Source organism: Micromonospora sp. NPDC048842, from assembly GCF_040649935.1.
Lineage (GTDB): Bacteria > Actinomycetota > Actinomycetes > Mycobacteriales > Micromonosporaceae > Micromonospora > Micromonospora hortensis.
The window spans coordinates 1-16,355 of the sequence record NZ_JBEZGK010000029.1 but is presented as its reverse complement, the minus strand read 5'-3'; the positions used below and the strand labels follow the sequence as shown (position 1 = coordinate 16,355).

General features: G+C 71.4%; 14 protein-coding genes. 11 read left to right on the top strand and 3 right to left on the bottom strand.

Annotated elements, in window-relative coordinates:
• Nucleotides 1–81: 81 nt before the first annotated feature.
• The 5 genes from AB0C19_RS28750 to AB0C19_RS28730 all read left to right on the top strand — a co-directional run bounded on the left by AB0C19_RS28750 (nt 82) and on the right by AB0C19_RS28730 (nt 5,270).
• Nucleotides 82–597 carry a MarR family transcriptional regulator gene (locus AB0C19_RS28750; protein WP_091407987.1) on the top strand — a complete coding sequence of 172 codons (516 nt, stop codon included), beginning with the start codon at nt 82–84 and terminating at the stop codon, nt 595–597.
• A 3-nt stretch (nt 598–600) separates the two neighbouring features.
• Nucleotides 601–2,292, top strand: coding sequence for a CocE/NonD family hydrolase (locus AB0C19_RS28745; protein ID WP_357190326.1), 1,692 nt, complete (start codon nt 601–603; stop codon nt 2,290–2,292).
• Nucleotides 2,293–2,435: 143 nt separating this feature from the next.
• A complete protein-coding gene (locus tag AB0C19_RS28740; RefSeq protein WP_357190324.1) occupies nt 2,436–3,311 on the top strand; it encodes a hypothetical protein in 876 nt (291 codons plus the stop codon).
• Nucleotides 3,312–3,417: 106 nt separating this feature from the next.
• Nucleotides 3,418–3,993 (top strand): helix-turn-helix domain-containing protein, encoded by a 576-nt coding sequence (locus AB0C19_RS28735; RefSeq protein WP_357190322.1) that lies wholly within the window; start codon nt 3,418–3,420, stop codon nt 3,991–3,993.
• Nucleotides 3,990–5,270 (top strand): MFS transporter, encoded by a 1,281-nt coding sequence (locus AB0C19_RS28730; protein WP_357190320.1) that lies wholly within the window; start codon nt 3,990–3,992, stop codon nt 5,268–5,270. The genes AB0C19_RS28735 and AB0C19_RS28730 overlap by 4 nt, the downstream gene beginning before the upstream one ends.
• A 48-nt stretch (nt 5,271–5,318) precedes the next feature.
• Here AB0C19_RS28730 and AB0C19_RS28725 read toward each other — a convergent pair whose 3' ends face one another.
• Complete coding sequence (locus tag AB0C19_RS28725; RefSeq protein ID WP_007462771.1) at nt 5,319–5,522, bottom strand: cold-shock protein; 204 nt, start codon at nt 5,520–5,522, stop codon at nt 5,319–5,321.
• 193 nt (nt 5,523–5,715) lie between these two features.
• Between AB0C19_RS28725 and AB0C19_RS28720 the strand changes: the two genes are divergently transcribed.
• A complete protein-coding gene (locus AB0C19_RS28720; protein WP_357190318.1) occupies nt 5,716–6,399 on the top strand; it encodes a 50S ribosomal protein L11 methyltransferase in 684 nt (227 codons plus the stop codon).
• 101 nt (nt 6,400–6,500) lie between these two features.
• Entirely contained in the window at nt 6,501–7,109 is a 609-nt protein-coding gene (locus AB0C19_RS28715) for a VTT domain-containing protein (protein WP_357190316.1), read from the top strand.
• A 217-nt stretch (nt 7,110–7,326) separates the two neighbouring features.
• Here AB0C19_RS28715 and AB0C19_RS28710 read toward each other — a convergent pair whose 3' ends face one another.
• Both AB0C19_RS28710 and AB0C19_RS28705 read right to left on the bottom strand, forming a co-directional pair.
• Nucleotides 7,327–7,980, bottom strand: coding sequence for an MBL fold metallo-hydrolase (locus AB0C19_RS28710; RefSeq protein ID WP_357190314.1), 654 nt, complete (start codon nt 7,978–7,980; stop codon nt 7,327–7,329).
• Nucleotides 7,981–7,987: 7 nt separating this feature from the next.
• Complete coding sequence (locus AB0C19_RS28705; protein ID WP_357190312.1) at nt 7,988–8,704, bottom strand: maleylpyruvate isomerase family mycothiol-dependent enzyme; 717 nt, start codon at nt 8,702–8,704, stop codon at nt 7,988–7,990.
• Nucleotides 8,705–8,882: 178 nt separating this feature from the next.
• Between AB0C19_RS28705 and rsgA the strand changes: the two genes are divergently transcribed.
• From rsgA to uvrC, 4 genes are all read left to right on the top strand, one after another.
• Entirely contained in the window at nt 8,883–9,953 is a 1,071-nt protein-coding gene (gene rsgA / locus AB0C19_RS28700; protein WP_357190310.1) for a ribosome small subunit-dependent GTPase A, read from the top strand.
• Nucleotides 9,954–10,181: 228 nt separating this feature from the next.
• Nucleotides 10,182–13,127 carry an excinuclease ABC subunit UvrA gene (uvrA, locus tag AB0C19_RS28695; RefSeq protein WP_357190308.1) on the top strand — a complete coding sequence of 982 codons (2,946 nt, stop codon included), beginning with the start codon at nt 10,182–10,184 and terminating at the stop codon, nt 13,125–13,127.
• 162 nt (nt 13,128–13,289) lie between these two features.
• Nucleotides 13,290–13,781, top strand: a complete 492-nt coding sequence (locus AB0C19_RS28690; RefSeq protein ID WP_357190306.1) for a Rieske (2Fe-2S) protein — start codon at nt 13,290–13,292, stop codon at nt 13,779–13,781.
• A 188-nt stretch (nt 13,782–13,969) separates the two neighbouring features.
• Nucleotides 13,970–15,958 carry an excinuclease ABC subunit UvrC gene (gene uvrC, locus AB0C19_RS28685; protein ID WP_357190304.1) on the top strand — a complete coding sequence of 663 codons (1,989 nt, stop codon included), beginning with the start codon at nt 13,970–13,972 and terminating at the stop codon, nt 15,956–15,958.
• Nucleotides 15,959–16,355 lie beyond the last annotated feature (397 nt).

The following is a 16,355-nucleotide window of genomic DNA, read 5'->3' as shown; positions in this document are numbered from 1 at the left end:
CCGAGATTATCCGGGGCTGTTCTATGCTGCAACCCGGGGGACCGACGACGGGAAGAGCGGCGCGAGGTGGCGACTCACGGCATGTACCGACGGCGCGACACGCGCCGCGAGCAGCTGGTCGCGGAGATCACCAACAACCTCCGGCGGTACGCGGTGGACGCCCAGCAGGTCGGCCACGCCTTCGCCAACCTGCACGGCCTCAACCCGACCGACCTGCAGGCGTTGATCGCGGTGATGGACGCCGAACTGCTCGGTGACCCGATCACCCCCGGCCGTCTCGGCGAGCAGCTGAACCTCTCCTCCGGCTCGGTCACGGCCCTGATCGACCGCCTGGAACGGGCCGGGCACATCCGTCGCGACCGGGACACCGTCGACCGGCGCAAGGTGCTGCTGCACTACGCCGACCAGGGTGCCGCCCTGGCCATGGAGTTCTTCCGCCCGCTGGGCGCCCGTACCGACACGGTGATGGCCCGCTTCAGCGAGGACGAGCTGGAGGTGGTGCACCGGTTCATGGCGGAGATGAGCGAGTCGCTGCGCGGGCACCGCGACGCGGTGCGCGCCGCCCGGCCGGAGTCACCCCGCCGCCCGACGGGCTGACCGGTGCCGGACCTCGTCACCCGCCTCGCCAGCGCCGCGCTGCACCTGCCACCGACCCGCCCCGGCCCGGTGCGGGTCCGCCGTGACCTCCCGGTGCGGGCCCGCGACGGTGTGGTGCTGCGGACCGACCACTACGCCCCGGCCGTCCGCGGCGCGCCGACAGTGCTGATCCGCACCCCCTACGGGCGGGGTGGGCCGTTGCGGCTGCTCGGTCGGCTGCTCGCCGCCCGGGGTCGACACGCGGTGATCCAGTCGTGCCGGGGCACCGGCGGCTCAGGTGGAACGTTCGCCCCGCTGGTGCGCGAGCGCGACGACGGCGCGGACACGCTGGACTGGCTGCGTCGCCAGCCCTGGTGGTCCGGGCAACTCGGCATGTTCGGGGTCAGCTACCAGGGCTTCGCCCAGTGGGCCCTGGCCGCCGACGCCGGCGAGGAACTGCGCGCGATGGTCGCCGTGGTGACAGCCTCGGCCACCCGCGACTCGACGTACGCGGGGGAGTCCTTCGCCCTGGACACAGTGCTGACCTGGGCGGAGCTGCTGCACGCGCAGACAGTGCCGTGGCTGGCCCGGCAGTGGGAGCTCAAGCGCGGGCAACCCCGGCTGGCCGCCGCGCTGGAGCACCTCCCCCTGGTCGAGGCCGACCGGGTGGCCACCGGCGTGACCATCCCGTTCTTCCAGGAGTGGCTGCGCCACCACACACCGCAGGCCGCCTACTGGCGGACCCGGGTCTTCGCCGACCAGGTCGCGAAGGTGCGGGCGCCGGTGACCATGGTCAGCGGTTGGCACGACATCTTCCTGCCCGCCCAGCTCGACGATTACGCCGTGCTGCGCGCCGCCGGCACACCGTCGCGCCTGGTGATCGGCCCGTGGACGCACGGGAGCCCCGGACTGTTCGTGGCCGCGCTGCGCGAGGGGTTGGCCTGGCTCGACGAGCACCTGCCGGCAGTGCCTCGATCGCCCGTCCCGGCGGGACCAGCCCGGCCACCCGTGCGCATCCACGTCGGCGGCGCCGGTGGCGGCTGGCGGGACCTGCCGGACTGGCCACCCCCAGCGGTCGAGACCGCCTGGCACCTGCAACCCGGTGGCGAGCTGGCGGCACGCCCACCTGTCGCGTCGGCACCGGACGCTCTGCTCTACGACCCCGCCGACCCCACCCCGTCGCTGGGCGGTCCACTGCTCGTCGCCCAACGGGCCGGCCCGGTCGACAACAGGCGTGTCGAGGCCCGCCCCGACGTGCTGACCTACACCAGCGCCCCACTGACCGCGCCGGTCGAGGTGATCGGCCCGGTCCGCGCCGAGATCCACCTCCGCAGCGATCTGCCCTACCTGGACGTCTTCGTTCGCCTGTGCGACGTGGACCGCCAGGGTCGCTCGTGGAACGTGTGCGACGGCCTGGTGCGGGTCACGCCAGAGCGCTTCCCGACCGACCCTTCCGGGGCACTGCGGATTCCGGTGCCGCTCTGGCCGACCGCGTACCGCTTCGCCGCCGGAAACCGACTGCGGGTGCAGGTCTCCGGTGGTGCCCATCCACGGTGGGCCCGCAACCCCGGCACCGGGGAACCCCTCGGCACGGCGGTGACGCTGCGTGCCGGTTGGCGGCAGGTTTTGCACGATTCGGCTCACCCCTCGGCGCTGCTGTTGCCAATCGTCCACTCTGACCCTCGGCAGTCTCCAGTTTGCACTGACCTGCTCTGAGCTGGGCGTTTGTCCAAAACGCGGGCTATGGTTGAGTCAACGCCCGGCGCCGTGCACCAGTAGGCCGGGCTCGCCCCAAGCCCAGCACCGCGTACGCGGTGTGACGTCGTGCCCGGTCCCCGCCTCTCGGAAAGGGGGACCCCATGACCCGGGCCCCGGCTAATCTTCTGGCCCTCCGAAGCCTGCTCCTCACTCACCTCGACAACGCCCCCGGGCCAGACGACCTGGACCCGGGCGAGGTCGGCATCGTCGGCGACTCAGCCCACCGGGGTGGCTACCACTGCGGATCGGACCGGGTGGTCACTAACGACTACTCGGTGGTCGAGTCGCCCCGCGACCGGGCCGGGCTGACCCTCGACGCGGCGGCGTTGGACGTCGGCCAGTTCAATGTCCGCTCCGGTGGTCGTACGAACACGCTGCCCAGCTTCTCGGTCTGGTGCGTCGCGCAGTGCGTCGCGAACGCGGCCGACGCCCGGGACATCCGGGAGATCATCTACAGCCCCGACGGCACCACTGTGCGGCGGTGGGACCGCCTCGGCAAGCGCACCAGTGGCGACAGCTCCCACCGCTGGCACACCCACTTCAGCTTCTTCCGCGACGCCATCAAGGCGGGCCGCGACCAGCGGCCCCTGTTCCGCCGGTACCTCAGCTCCATCGGACTCCTGGAGGACGACGACATGACCCCCGAAGAACACAACTGGCTGGCCACCGTCCACAAGAACCTCACAGTGCTGGACGGCCGTAACCCGATCGGGCAGATCTACACCCGGATGGCGGTCGGTGAGGATGCCACGGTCCCGAACTTCGTCTCGGCGCACCCGACGCTGACGTCGCTCGCCGCCCAGGTGAGCGCGTTGCAGGCGGCGCTGACCGCGCTGTCCAACCGGGACTTCACCGATGAGCCGGCGATCGTCCAGGGCGTCCTGGCGTCGCTGACGCCGGAGAAGATCGCCGCAGCCATCCCGCCCACCATGGCCAAGCAGGTCGCCGACGAGTTGGCCCGCCGGCTGGTCGCCTGAGCGAGGGGCGGCCCGAGGCCGCCGGGCCGCCCCTCTTGGCGCATCCGCAACGGCTCTTGAGCAATAGTTATTGCGCAAGAGCTGTTGCGGATGCCATCCTGTCGGTATGGACAGCTCCGACGTACGCCAGATCAACGACTCCCGGGTGCTGGCCGCCATGTCCCACCCGCTGCGCCGCCGGCTGATGGACGTGTTCAAGGTCCACGGGCCCTCCACCGTCGGGCTGCTCGCCGAGCGCACCGACCAGGCCCCCGCGAACGTCAGCCACCACCTCAAGGTCCTCGCCGCCGCCGACCTGGTCACCGAGGCGCCCGAGTTGGCCCGGGACCGGCGCGAGCGGTGGTGGCGCCTGGTCACCCGAGCGCTGAGCTGGTCCAACGCCGACTTCGACGCCGACCCGGCGGCCCGAGCGGTCGCCGACGCCGCCACCTCGCTCAACCTGGACCGGCACGTCGCCCTGGCCCGGGCCTGGCACGCCGCCGACGAGAGCACCCAGGCCACCTGGAACGACGCGCCGTTCTCCACCGACCACTGGCTACGCCTCACACCCGAGGAACTGGCCGAGCTGAGCCGCGAGATGATCGACGTCCTCGCGCGCTGGGCCGACCGGGAGCCACCCGACGACGACGCCGACCGCAGGCCGGTCTTCGTGTTCGTCCACGGCGTACCGGCCAAACCGTGACCACCGCCACCCGCGACGACACCACCGACGTCCGTCCGACCGGAGGGCTGCTGCGGCACCGCGACTTCCGGCTGCTCTGGGCCGGCCAGGCGGTCAGCAGCGTCGGCAGCAACGTCACCACCGTCGCGCTGCCCCTGGTCGCGGTCGCCGTCCTCGACGCCGGCACCTTCCAGGTGGCGGTGCTCACCGCCGCGGCCTGGCTGCCCTGGTTGCTGATCGGCCTGCCGGCCGGCGCGTGGGTCGACAGGCTGCCCCGCCGACCGGTGATGGTGATCTGCGACCTGCTCTGCGCGGTGGCCTTCCTCAGCGTGCCAGTGGCCGCGCTGGTGGACCGGCTCACCGTCGCGCACCTGCTGGTGGTCGCCCTCAGCGCGGGCGCCGCGCGCGTCTTCTTCGAGACCGCCGACCAGGTCTACCTGCCGGTGCTGCTGCGACCCGAGCAACTGCCGGAGGGCAACGCCAAGCTCCAGGCGACCCAGACAGTGAGCTACGTCGTCGGACCCGGCCTCGCCGGTCTGATCGCCCAACTCGTCGGCGCCGTCGCCGCGCTGCTGCTGGACGCGCTCACATTCCTGCTCTCCGCGGTGTTCCTACTGCGCATCCGCACCCGCGAACCACGCGTACGCCCTTCTGAGCGGTCCCGACCGCTGCGCCGGGAGATCAGCGAGGGGCTGCGCTTCGTCATCAGGGACCCGTACCTGCGGGTGCTCACGCTCTTCGGCGCGGCCAGCAACATCGGGCTGACCGGATACCAGGCCGTCCTGGTGGTCTTCCTGGTCCGCGAACTGCGTCTCGAGCCGGGCCTGGTGGGCGGGCTCGTCGGGGTGATGAGCGCCGGCGGAATCATCGGCGCGCTGCTCGCCACCACTGTGGCCAGGCGCTGCGGCACCGCACGGGCGCTACTGATCGCGGCGGCGTTCACCGGCCCGCCCGCGCTGCTCATCCCGCTCGCCGCACCCGGCGTCGGGCTGGCCTGGCCCGCCCTCGGCGGCCTGCTGATCGGTCTCGGGGTGGCCATCGGCAACGTGGTCAAGGGCGCCTTCCGGCAGACCTACACGCCGCACCACCTGCTGGGCCGGGTGACGGTGAGCATGCATCTGCTCAACTACGGCACGATCCCGCTGGCGGCCGTGCTGGCCGGTGCCATCGGCGCACGTTACGGCGTCGAGACGGCAATTGTCGTGATGACCGCCTGGCTGGCGCTCACCCCGTTGATCCTGCTGGTAGGGCCAATCCGGAGGCGGCGGGACCTGCCCGCCGCCCCGGCGGCGTCTTGAGTGCGCTGCGACGGCGGCCGGAGACCGGCCGCCGTCACCGGCACGGAGCTACATCGGGCGGACGTTGTCCGCCTGCGGACCCTTCTGCCCCTGGGTCACCTCGAACTCGACCTTCTGGCCCTCGTTGAGCTCCCGGTAGCCGCTCGAAGCGATGGCGGAGTAGTGGACGAACACGTCCGGCCCTCCACCGTCCTGCTCGATGAAGCCGAAGCCCTTTTCCGAGTTGAACCACTTAACCGTGCCGGTTGCCATGCATCTCTCCCTGTTCAAAGCGGCTGACCCTCGGCCTCTGGCCGATGATCGCCCGTACCTGTTCGACAGTAACGGGCAAAACCCCGATCCGCTGGCCGAAGTGCCGTAGGTATTTGACTGAACTCGGGTGAACTCTGCGCGGCGGCATGCGAAACCCGCCCCGACCAACCGCCGCTGGGGCATGCTTGCGCCGATGAGAGATGCCGCAGCCGACGCGTTGACCGAGCTGGAACGCGAGATTCACGCGCCCGGCGCCGGTCTGGACCGGCTCCGGCTGATGCCCACTCCGTTCGTCCCCGAGGTGCGGCTGCACCTGGCCGAGGACGCGATCGTCTGGTGGGCCCGGATGGAAGCAGCCGCCGGACACGCGCTGCCCGCGCCGTACTGGGCGTCCGCCTGGGCCGGAGGGCAAGCGCTGGCCCGCCACCTCCTGGACCACCCGGAGCTGGCAGCCGGCCGCCGGGTGCTCGACCTTGCCGCCGGGTCCGGACTGGTAGCCATCGCCGCCGCGCTCGCCGGCGCCGCGGAGGTGATCGCCAACGACATCGACCCGTACGCCGTCGCCGCCGTCACCCTCAACGCGCGGGCCAACCAGGTCGCCGTCGACGCCACCGGGGACGACCTGCTCGACAGCACCGAAGCGAAGGTCGACCTGGTCGTCGCCGGAGACGTCTTCTACGACCGCGCGATGGCCGACCGCATGCTGCCCTTCCTGCAGCGGGCCGCCGCCGCAGGTGCCGACGTGCTGGTCGGCGACCCCGGTCGCGGACACCTACCGACAGACCGGCTGACCGTGCTGGCCGACTACCCGGTGCCCACCACCGAACCGTCGGTCGACTCGTCGCTACGCCACGTGCAGGTGCTGCGCCCCGCCTGAGGCGGACCCCGACTCAGGGGCGACCCCGAGGCGGATACCAGGGGTCACTGGGGGCTACGACCCGATGTCCGAAGTGGTGCCACGGCCATAGCGTCGACGGCATGACGCAATGGCTGGCCCAGATCGGAGAACTACCGATTCTGCTGCTGATGGGTGCGCTCGGGCTCGTCATGCTCTTCGACGCCGTACCCCTGCTGGGTGTCCTGGTCCCCGGCGACGTCGCCATCCTCGCCGCCGTCGGCGTCGGCCGCCCGAGCACCGGGCTGGCCACCTTCACCGCGGTGCTGATCGGCTGCCTGGCCGGCTGGTCGCTGAGCTTCCTGGTCGGCCGTCGCTACTCCGACCGCCTGCGCGGCAGCCGCGTCGGCGGCTGGATCGGCGAGGCCCGCTGGACGGCGGCCGAAGGAATCCTGCGTCGCGGCGGCGGCCGGATGATGATGGTCGCGCCGTTCCTGCCGGTCTTCAACGCGCTGCTGCCCCTGGCCGCCGGCGGGCTGCGGATGTCGTACCGCCGATTTCTCGGCTGCGCGACGATCGGCGCGGCCGCCTGGGCCGGTCTCTACCTCGCCCTGGGCACCGCGTCGCGGTCGGTGGCCGCGCTGCTGCCGGGCGACCCCAGCCCGCTGCTGGTCACCATGGGGGTCGGGCTGGTGCTGGCTTCCGTCGCGTTGCTGGGGGCGCGGCGGCGGTTGTTCTCCGTCGTTGGCTGAGCTTTCTTCGTTCTGGGGGGCGCGGGGGCGCTTGGGCGCGGGGGCGCTTGGGCGCTTGGGCCGGGTTGCGGTGGGTGGGGGCGGGGGCCCGCCGTGCCCGGCTCCGGGCGGTCAGGCTTGATCCCTGCGCCGGGCACGGCGGGCCCCCGCCCCCGTCGTGGTTCCGGTTTGTGCGAGGGTGCCGCCTTCGCCGGTGGTTTTTGATCTTGGGAGTGGGTTACCAGCCTCTGGCTTTCCACTGGGGGAGGGCGGGGCGCTCGGCGCCCAGGGTGCTGTCCTTGCCGTGGCCCGGGTAGAACCAGGTGTCGTCCGGGAGTTGGTCGAACAGCTTGTGCTCGACGTCGCCGATCAGCGCCGCGAAGCGCTCCGGGTCCTTGTCGGTGTTACCCACCCCACCGGGGAAGAGACTGTCGCCGGTGAACAGGTGCGGGGTGCCGGCCGGGTCGCGGTAGAGCAGCGCGATCGAACCCGGGGTGTGCCCCTTGATGTGGATGACCTCCAGCGCGCAGTCGCCGACCGCCACCGTGTCGCCGTCGGCCAGCCGCTCCGCCTCGATCGGCAACCCCGACGCGTCATCGGCGTGCACCAACGCCCGGGCGCCGGTCTTGGCGACGACCTCCTCCAGTGCCACCCAGTGATCCATGTGCTGGTGGGTAGTCACCACCGAGGTGAGCCCACCGTCACCGATCAGTTCGAGCAGCCGGGGCGCCTCGTTGGCGGCGTCGATCAGCACCTGATCACCGGTGCCCGTGCAGCGCAGCAGGTAGGCGTTGTTGTCCATCGGACCCACCGACAGCTTGCTGATGGTCAGCCCGTCCAGCTCCCGAACCGCCGGTGCGCCGCCGTGCGTGACGTCTCCGCTGTATGTCATGACGTTTCTATATCCATTCCGGTGGAGTAGGCAGGGGACCGTCAGGAGTGACGGAGAGCAGGGCGCCGTCGGCGCGGCCGATCAGCCAGGCGGCGAGGTCGGGGGCGGGGCCGGCGACGACCGGGGCGTCCACGCGCTCCCCGATCACCACCTCGTGCTCGCTGCCGTCGAGGCGCAGCACCATCGACGGCGGTGTCGGCCTCATGGCGTGATGGCCGGCAGCCTCTCGCAGCAGACGGTGGGCGAATGTCTCCGACCAGTTCGCGGCCCGGTAGTCGGCGGCCAGATCGAGGTGATGTACCTCGATCTCCCGCAGCCGACCCCAGACCAGCAGCGCCGCCGGCCAGGGGCCCTTACGCGCCTGCACCGTCGCCGCCCAGGCGTCGGCCGGCATCGCCGCGACCGCCTCGGAGAACAGGTCCGCGGTGCGTCGCAGGTCGTCCAGGTGCGCGGCCGGTGGCCGGTCCGAACCGGCTTCGATGTCCGCGTTGCGGGCGTCCAGCGAGGCGTACATCGGTAGCGCCGCCCCGGTGCGGGCCGCGGTGAGCAGGTTGACGAAACCGTCCGCGTTGCGCGCCACATGCGCCAGCACGTGGCCGCGTGTCCAGCCCGGCAGCAGCGACGCGGCGGCCAGGTCCGCCGCGTCGAAAGAGGCGGCGGTACGCAGTAGTCGGCTGGTGGCCGCGTCCACCTCGCCCATCAGCAACAGCGGATCCGTGGTCACCCGTCGACCCTAGCGGTCCGCCGTCGCGCCGTCGCCGGGGAAATCGCTTTCGGCGCGTCGGTGCGGGACCTACCGTCAGCGGCAGACGCGGCACCGGGACATCGGACGGAGGTGGTGATCATGCCGGACGTGGCACGCGTGTTCCGCCATCACCAGCTTCGACACCGATGAGGATGCCATGACGATCGATCTGACCGCCCTCGGCTGGGACGCCGAGCGGACGGCGTACGCCGCGCGCCGCGGCGAGCACCAGCCGGGTCGGGTGGCCCGGGTGGACCGAGGGGTCTGCACCGTGCTCACCGCAGTCGGCCCGGTCCGGGCCAGCCTGGGTGGGGCGGTGCTGACAGTCGCCGCACGGGACCCGTCCGCGCTGCCCTGCGCCGGGGACTGGGTGCTGCTCACCCACTGGCCGGACCGCCGCGTCACAGTGGAGGCGGTGCTGCCCCGGCGAGGCGCGCTGATCCGGCGTACCGCCGGCAAGGACGCCAGCGGTCAGGTGCTGGCCGCCAACCTCGACGCCGCCGCAGTGGTGGAGCCGGTGCACCCCGAGCCGGACGTGGGCCGGATCGAGCGGCTGCTCGCCCTGGCCCACGAGTCCGGCGCCCGGCCACTTGTCGTACTGACCAAGGCGGACCTCGCGGCCGACCCGGCCGCGCTGGCCCGCCAGCTGGCCGCCGTCGCCCCCGGGGTGCGGGTGCTGCCGGTCAGCGCCGAACGTGGCCTCGGGCTGGAACCGCTGCGCGCCGAGGTGACGCCCGGCCGCACGCTCGGCCTGCTCGGCCCGTCCGGTGCGGGCAAGTCGAGCCTGGTCAACGCCCTCGTCGGGGCGGTGATGATGCCCACCCAGGCGATCCGGCGCGTCGACGGCAAGGGTCGGCACACCACCACCTGGCGGGCCCTCGTACCCATCCCCGGTGGCGGTGCGGTGATCGACACGCCCGGTGTCCGGGCGGTCGGCCTGCTCGACGGCGCGGCCGGGCTCGACCGGGCGTTCGCCGACATCGCCGGGCTGGCCGAGGGTTGCCGGTACGCCGACTGCGGCCACGACGGCGAGCCGGCCTGCGCGGTCCGGGAGGCACTGCACACCGGCGAGCTCTCCACCCGTCGGTGGGAGAGCTGGCGGCGGCTGCAGGGTGAGGTGGCCCACGAGAGCCGACGGCGCGAGGCCCGGGTGGCGGCGGAGCGACGCGGAGGGTGGCGTTCGGCCCGGCGTCGGGCCGCGCGTCCGCCGGCGCCCGGGGGCTTCTGACCGGGCGCTCGCCGGCCCCACGTACGCGGGCTTGTGGGCGGCGCTTACGCGGGGCTTGTGGGCGGCGCGGCCGACCGGGCTGAGCTGGGGGAATGTGCGGGCGGGGGAAACTGTCGTACCTCGGGGCTAGAGTTGCCGAGGCGTGTTTTCCGCGCCCGCACGACCGCTCAAGACCACCCAGAGCGGGACAGATCCTTCGCTTCGTCTTCTCCCGGGAGTACACGCACCGTGGCCGACCGACTGATCATCCGTGGCGCGCGCGAGCACAACCTGCGTGACGTCAGTCTCGACCTGCCCCGGGACGCACTCATCGTGTTCACCGGGCTGTCCGGGTCGGGCAAGTCGAGCCTGGCCTTCGACACGATCTTCGCCGAGGGGCAGCGCCGCTACGTCGAGTCGCTCTCGTCGTACGCCAGGCAGTTCCTCGGCCAGATGGACAAGCCAGACGTCGACTTCATCGAGGGCCTGAGCCCTGCCGTCTCGATCGACCAGAAATCCACCTCGCGTAACCCGCGCTCGACAGTCGGCACCATCACCGAGGTCTACGACTACCTGCGTCTGCTCTACGCCCGCATCGGTGAGCCGCACTGTCCGGTCTGTGGTGAGCGCATCTCCCGGCAGAGCCCGCAGCAGATCGTCGACCGGGTCCTCGCCATGGCCGAGGGCACCAAGTTCATGGTGCTCGCCCCGGTCGTCCGTGGCCGCAAGGGCGAATACGTCGACCTCTTCGCGGAGCTCCAGGCCAAGGGCTACGCCCGGGCCCGGGTCGACGGCGTGGTGCACCCGCTGACCGAGCCGCCGAAGCTCAAGAAGCAGGAGAAGCACACCATCGAGGTGGTGATCGACCGGCTCACCGTCAAGCCGAGCGCCAAGCAGCGGCTCACCGACTCGGTCGAGGCCGCCCTGGGCCTGTCCAGCGGCCTGGTCCTGCTCGACTTCGTCGACCTTCCCGAGGACGACCCGGACCGCGAGCGCCGCTACTCCGAGCACCTGGCCTGCCCCAACGACCACCCGCTCGCCATCGAGGATCTCGAGCCTCGGGTCTTCTCCTTCAACGCGCCCTACGGCGCCTGCCCGGAGTGCACCGGCCTGGGCACCAAGAAGGAGGTCGACCCGGAGCTGCTGGTCCCCGACCCGGAGCGCAGCCTGCGTGAGGGCGCCATCCAGCCCTGGTCCACCGGGCACAACCTGGAATACTTCCTGCGCCTGCTGGAGGCGCTCGGCGAGGCCCAGCACTTCGACATCGACACCCCGTGGCGGGCGTTGCCGGCGCGGGCGCAGAAGACGATCCTGCACGGCTCCGACGACCAGGTGCACGTGCGCTACCGCAACAAGTACGGCCGTGAGCGCTCCTACTACACCGGCTTCGAGGGCGTGGTGCAGTGGATCGAGCGCCGGCACTCCGACACCGAGTCCGAGTGGTCCCGCGACAAGTACGAGGGCTACATGCGCGACGTGCCGTGCGCGGCCTGCGGCGGTGCCCGGCTCAAGCCCGAGGTGCTCGCTGTCACGCTGGCCGGCAAGAGCATCGCCGAGGTCTGCAACCTGTCAGTGGGGGAGTGCGCCGACCTGCTCGCCGGCATCGAGCTGACCGACCGGCAGAAGATGATCGCCGAGCGGGTCCTCAAGGAGATCAACGCCCGGCTGCGGTTCCTGCTCGACGTCGGCCTGGACTACCTCTCCCTGGACCGCCCGGCCGGCACGCTCTCCGGCGGTGAGGCACAGCGCATCCGGCTGGCCACCCAGATCGGCTCGGGCCTGGTGGGCGTTCTCTACGTGCTCGACGAGCCGTCGATCGGGCTGCACCAGCGCGACAACCACCGGCTGATCGAGACCCTGATCCGGCTGCGCGGGCTCGGCAACACGCTGATCGTGGTGGAGCACGACGAGGACACCATCCGCACTGCCGACTGGATCGTCGACATCGGCCCCGGCGCGGGTGAGCACGGCGGCAAGATCGTGCACAGCGGCTCGGTGCCGGCGTTGCTGAAGAACAAGGAGTCGATCACCGGGGCGTACCTGTCCGGTCGGCGGTCGATCCCGACCCCGACGGGCCGCCGCCCGCAGGACCCGGCCCGCGAGTTGGTGGTGCACGGCGCGCGGGAGCACAACCTGCGCAACCTGACCGTCTCGTTCCCGCTGGGCCAGCTGATCGCGGTCACCGGGGTCAGCGGCTCGGGCAAGTCGACGCTGGTCAACGACATCCTGTACGCGGTGCTGGCCAACCAGATCAACGGCGCCCGGCTGGTGCCCGGCCGGCACACCCGGGTCTCCGGGCTGGAGCACGTGGACAAGGTCGTCGGCGTGGACCAGTCGCCGATCGGCCGCACGCCGCGTTCCAACCCGGCCACCTACACCGGCGTCTGGGACCACGTCCGCAAGCTCTTCGCCGAGACCACCGAGGCGAAGGTGCGCGGGTACGGTCCGGGTCGGTTCTCCTTCAACGTCAAGGGCGGGCGCTGCGAGGCGTGCTCGGGTGACGGCACCATCAAGATCGAGATGAACTTCCTCCCCGACGTGTACGTCCCCTGCGAGGTCTGCAAGGGCGCCCGGTACAACCGGGAGACCCTGGAGGTTCACTACAAGGGCAAGACCGTCTCGGACGTGCTGGAGATGCCGATCGAGGAGGCCGCCGAGTTCTTCTCCGCCATCCCGGCCATCCACCGGCACCTGAAGACCCTTGTCGACGTCGGCCTGGGCTACGTCCGCCTCGGCCAGCCCGCGCCGACCCTCTCCGGCGGTGAGGCGCAGCGGGTCAAGCTCGCCTCCGAGTTGCAGAAGCGCTCCACCGGGCGGACGGTCTACGTGCTCGACGAGCCGACCACCGGTCTGCACTTCGAGGACATCCGCAAGCTGCTGATGGTGCTGGAAGGGCTGGTCGACAAGGGCAACACGGTGATCACGATCGAGCACAACCTCGACGTGATCAAGACCGCGGACTGGCTGATCGACATGGGTCCCGAGGGTGGCCACCGTGGCGGCACAGTGCTCGCCACCGGCACCCCCGAGGAGGTCGCCGAGGTGGCCGAGAGCCACACCGGCGAGTTCCTGCGCCAGGTGCTCAAGCTCGACGGCAAGGCCAAGGGTGCGGCTGCCGCCACCACCCGGGCCGCCAAGGCCAACGGTGTGACCAAGGCGCGGGCCAGCCGTAAGGTGCCGGCCGCCGCGCGCTGACCTTTCGGTGCGTGTTCGGCGGGGCGGGGCGGGTCGGTCGACGACCCGCCCCGCCTCATTTGCCGGGTCGGACGAGTCCCGCGATGAACCATCCGGCACAGTTGCCCGTGTGGAGAAGTGTGGCCGGTTATCGACCGGCAGCGGGCTAGAGAGAGGCGAGGCATGAGTGACGATCAGGCGCTGACCGGTCCGAGTGCGCAGACACGTCGTACCCTGCTCACCGGCGTTGGGGCGGTCGGCGCGGCCGTCGTGCTGGCTGCCTGTGGCAGCGACGACGGTGGCAACGGCAGCGGCAGTGACGCACCCACCAGTGGTGGCCCCGCCGTACCCAGCACCGGTGACGCCGGCGGCGGCGACCGGCAGAATGCCCAGTCGTTGGCCACCACCGCCGACATCCCGGTCGGAGGCGGCAAGGTCCTCGCCGCCGAAGGTGTGGTCATCACCCAGCCCGCAGCGGGCCAGTTCAAGGGCTTCAGCCCGATCTGTACGCACCAGAACTGCCCGGTGACGAACGTCGACGGCGGCACCATCAACTGCACCTGTCACGGCAGCAAGTTCTCGATCGAGGACGGCTCGGTGAAGGCCGGCCCGGCCACCAAGCCGCTGCCGCCCAAGGACATCAAGGTCACCGGCGACCAGATCTCGCTGGCCTGATCCGACGCGGTGCCGGGCGGGCTGGCCCGACCGCACGCTGACCGACCGGTCGGCGGCCCGGCGTCGCAGGGTCGACTCGCGTTTCGGCAAGTCGGGGTGTCAGCGGTGTGCCGACGCCCCGACTGCCGGGACGGCGAGTGGATCACGCCTGCGGTGGGCTGTCGGTGCTGCGGACTAGGCTTGTTGGTGTGGCTGACCCCTCGACCTACCGCCCCGCACCCGGCACCATCCCGGAGCTACCGGGGGTCTACCGCTTTCGCGACGGCACCGGCCGGGTGATCTACGTCGGCAAGGCGCGAAATCTACGCAGTCGGCTCAACTCCTACTTCGGCGACGTCTGGAACCTGCACGAGCGCACCCGGCAGATGGTCACCACCGCCGAGTCGGTGGACTGGATCACCGTGGGCACCGAGGTCGAGGCGCTCCAGCAGGAGTTCACCTGGATCAAGCAGTACGACCCGCGGTTCAACGTCCGCTACCGCGACGACAAGTCGTACCCCTATCTCGCTGTCACCCTCGACGAGGAGTACCCCCGGCTGCAGGTGATGCGCGGCGCCAAGCGCAAGGGCGTGCGCTACTTCGGTCCCTACTCGCATGCCTGGGCCATCCGGGAAACCCTCGACCTGCTGCTGCGGGTCTTCCCCGCGCGGACGTGCTCCGCCGGGGTGTTCAAACGGGCCGGCCAGGTCGGTCGTCCCTGCCTACTCGGCTACATCGGCAAGTGCTCGGCGCCGTGCGTCGGCACCGTCTCCGCCGACGAACACCGGGCCATCGTCGACGGGTTCTGCGACTTCATGGCCGGGCGCACCGACACCATGGTCCGCAAGATCGAACGTGAGATGACCGACGCGAGCGAGCAACTGGAGTTCGAGCGGGCCGCCAAACTTCGTGACGACGTGGCGGCGCTGCGCCGGGCCATGGAGAAGCAGACAGTGGTGCTCGGCGACGGCACCGACGCCGACGTGGTCGCGTTCGCCGACGACCCGCTCGAGGCGGCCGTGCAGGTCTTCCACGTCCGCGACGGCCGGGTCCGTGGCCAGCGTGGTTGGGTGGTCGAGAAGACCGAGGACCTGACCACCGGGGACCTGGTGCACCACTTCTGCACCCAGGTGTACGGCGGCGAGCACGGCGAGGCCGACGTGCCTCGGGAACTGCTGGTCCCCGAGCTGCCCGCAGACGCCGACGCGCTGGCCGAGTGGCTCTCCAACCACCGCGGCAGTCGGGTGTCGCTGCGGGTGCCGCAGCGCGGCGACAAACGCTCACTGATGGAGACGGTGGAGCGCAACGCCAAGGACGCCCTGGCCCGGCACAAGCTCAAGCGCTCCGGTGACCTGACCACCAGGGGCAAGGCACTGGACGAGATCAGCGAGGCGCTCGGCATGAGCACCTCGCCGCTGCGCATCGAGTGTTTCGACATCTCCCAGATCCAGGGCACCGACGTGGTCGCCAGCATGGTGGTCTTCGAGGACGGGTTGCCCCGCAAGAGCGAGTACCGGCGGTTCATCGTCCGGGGCGCCACCGACGACCTCTCCGCGATGTCCGAGGTGCTCCGTCGCCGCTTCGCCCGCTACCTGGACGCCAGGGCCGAGACGGGCGAGGTGGGCGTGGAGTCGGCCGACGACTCGGCCGCCCCCCAGGACGCGGTCGAGCCCCAGGTCGGCGTCCTGATCGACCCGACCACCGGCCGGCCCCGGAAATTCGCGTACCCGCCGCAGTTGGTGGTCGTCGACGGCGGCGCCCCCCAGGTCGCGGCCGCCGCGCAGGCCCTCGCCGACCTGGGCATCGACGACGTGGCCCTGTGCGGGCTGGCCAAGCGGCTGGAGGAGGTGTGGCTCCCGGACGACGAGTTCCCAGTCATCCTCCCGCGCACCTCCGAGGGGCTCTACCTGCTGCAACGGGTGCGTGACGAGGCCCACCGGTTCGCCATCACCTTCCACCGGCAGCGCCGCTCCAAGCGGATGACCGAGTCGGCGCTGGATCACGTACCCGGCCTGGGCGAAGTGCGTCGCAAGGCGCTGCTGCGGCACTTCGGCTCGCTCAAGCGACTCTCGGCCGCGACGGTCGAAGAGATCATCGAGGTGCCGGGGGTGGGGCGTCGCACCGCCGAGGCGATCCTGGCCGCCCTGGACAATGACACGAAGGCCGGCGACGGCGCCGAGGCGAAGCCCAGCACCTGAGCGCGGCTCGCGCTCGTCCTCGTCGGGTGGTCGCGACCCCGCATGATCGTGCCCGATCCTTGTTGTAGTGGCCTCGTTGGCATGGGGAAGGCACTGTTTCCTGGATCGAGCGCGATCTTGGGCTGGGTTCGCCCGGCGTTTCTACCCCCTCCGGAAGTGGGCCTGCCCGCGTGGCGCTCCGCACCGGGGCGTGTCCAGATCTGCGCACTATCGGTGAAACTGCTGCCTCACGGCGTGCCGAGGCAGCAGTTTCACCGAAGTTGCGCGGATCTTGGGGGCGGGGCGGGGCGGGGTGGGCGGTTTGTCGGGTCTGACGTCGGGTGTCGGGTGGTCGGGGCCACCCCGGCGGCGGAATCGTGGGCCGGGCGGGGTCGTTATACCTGGCAGACCACCGCAA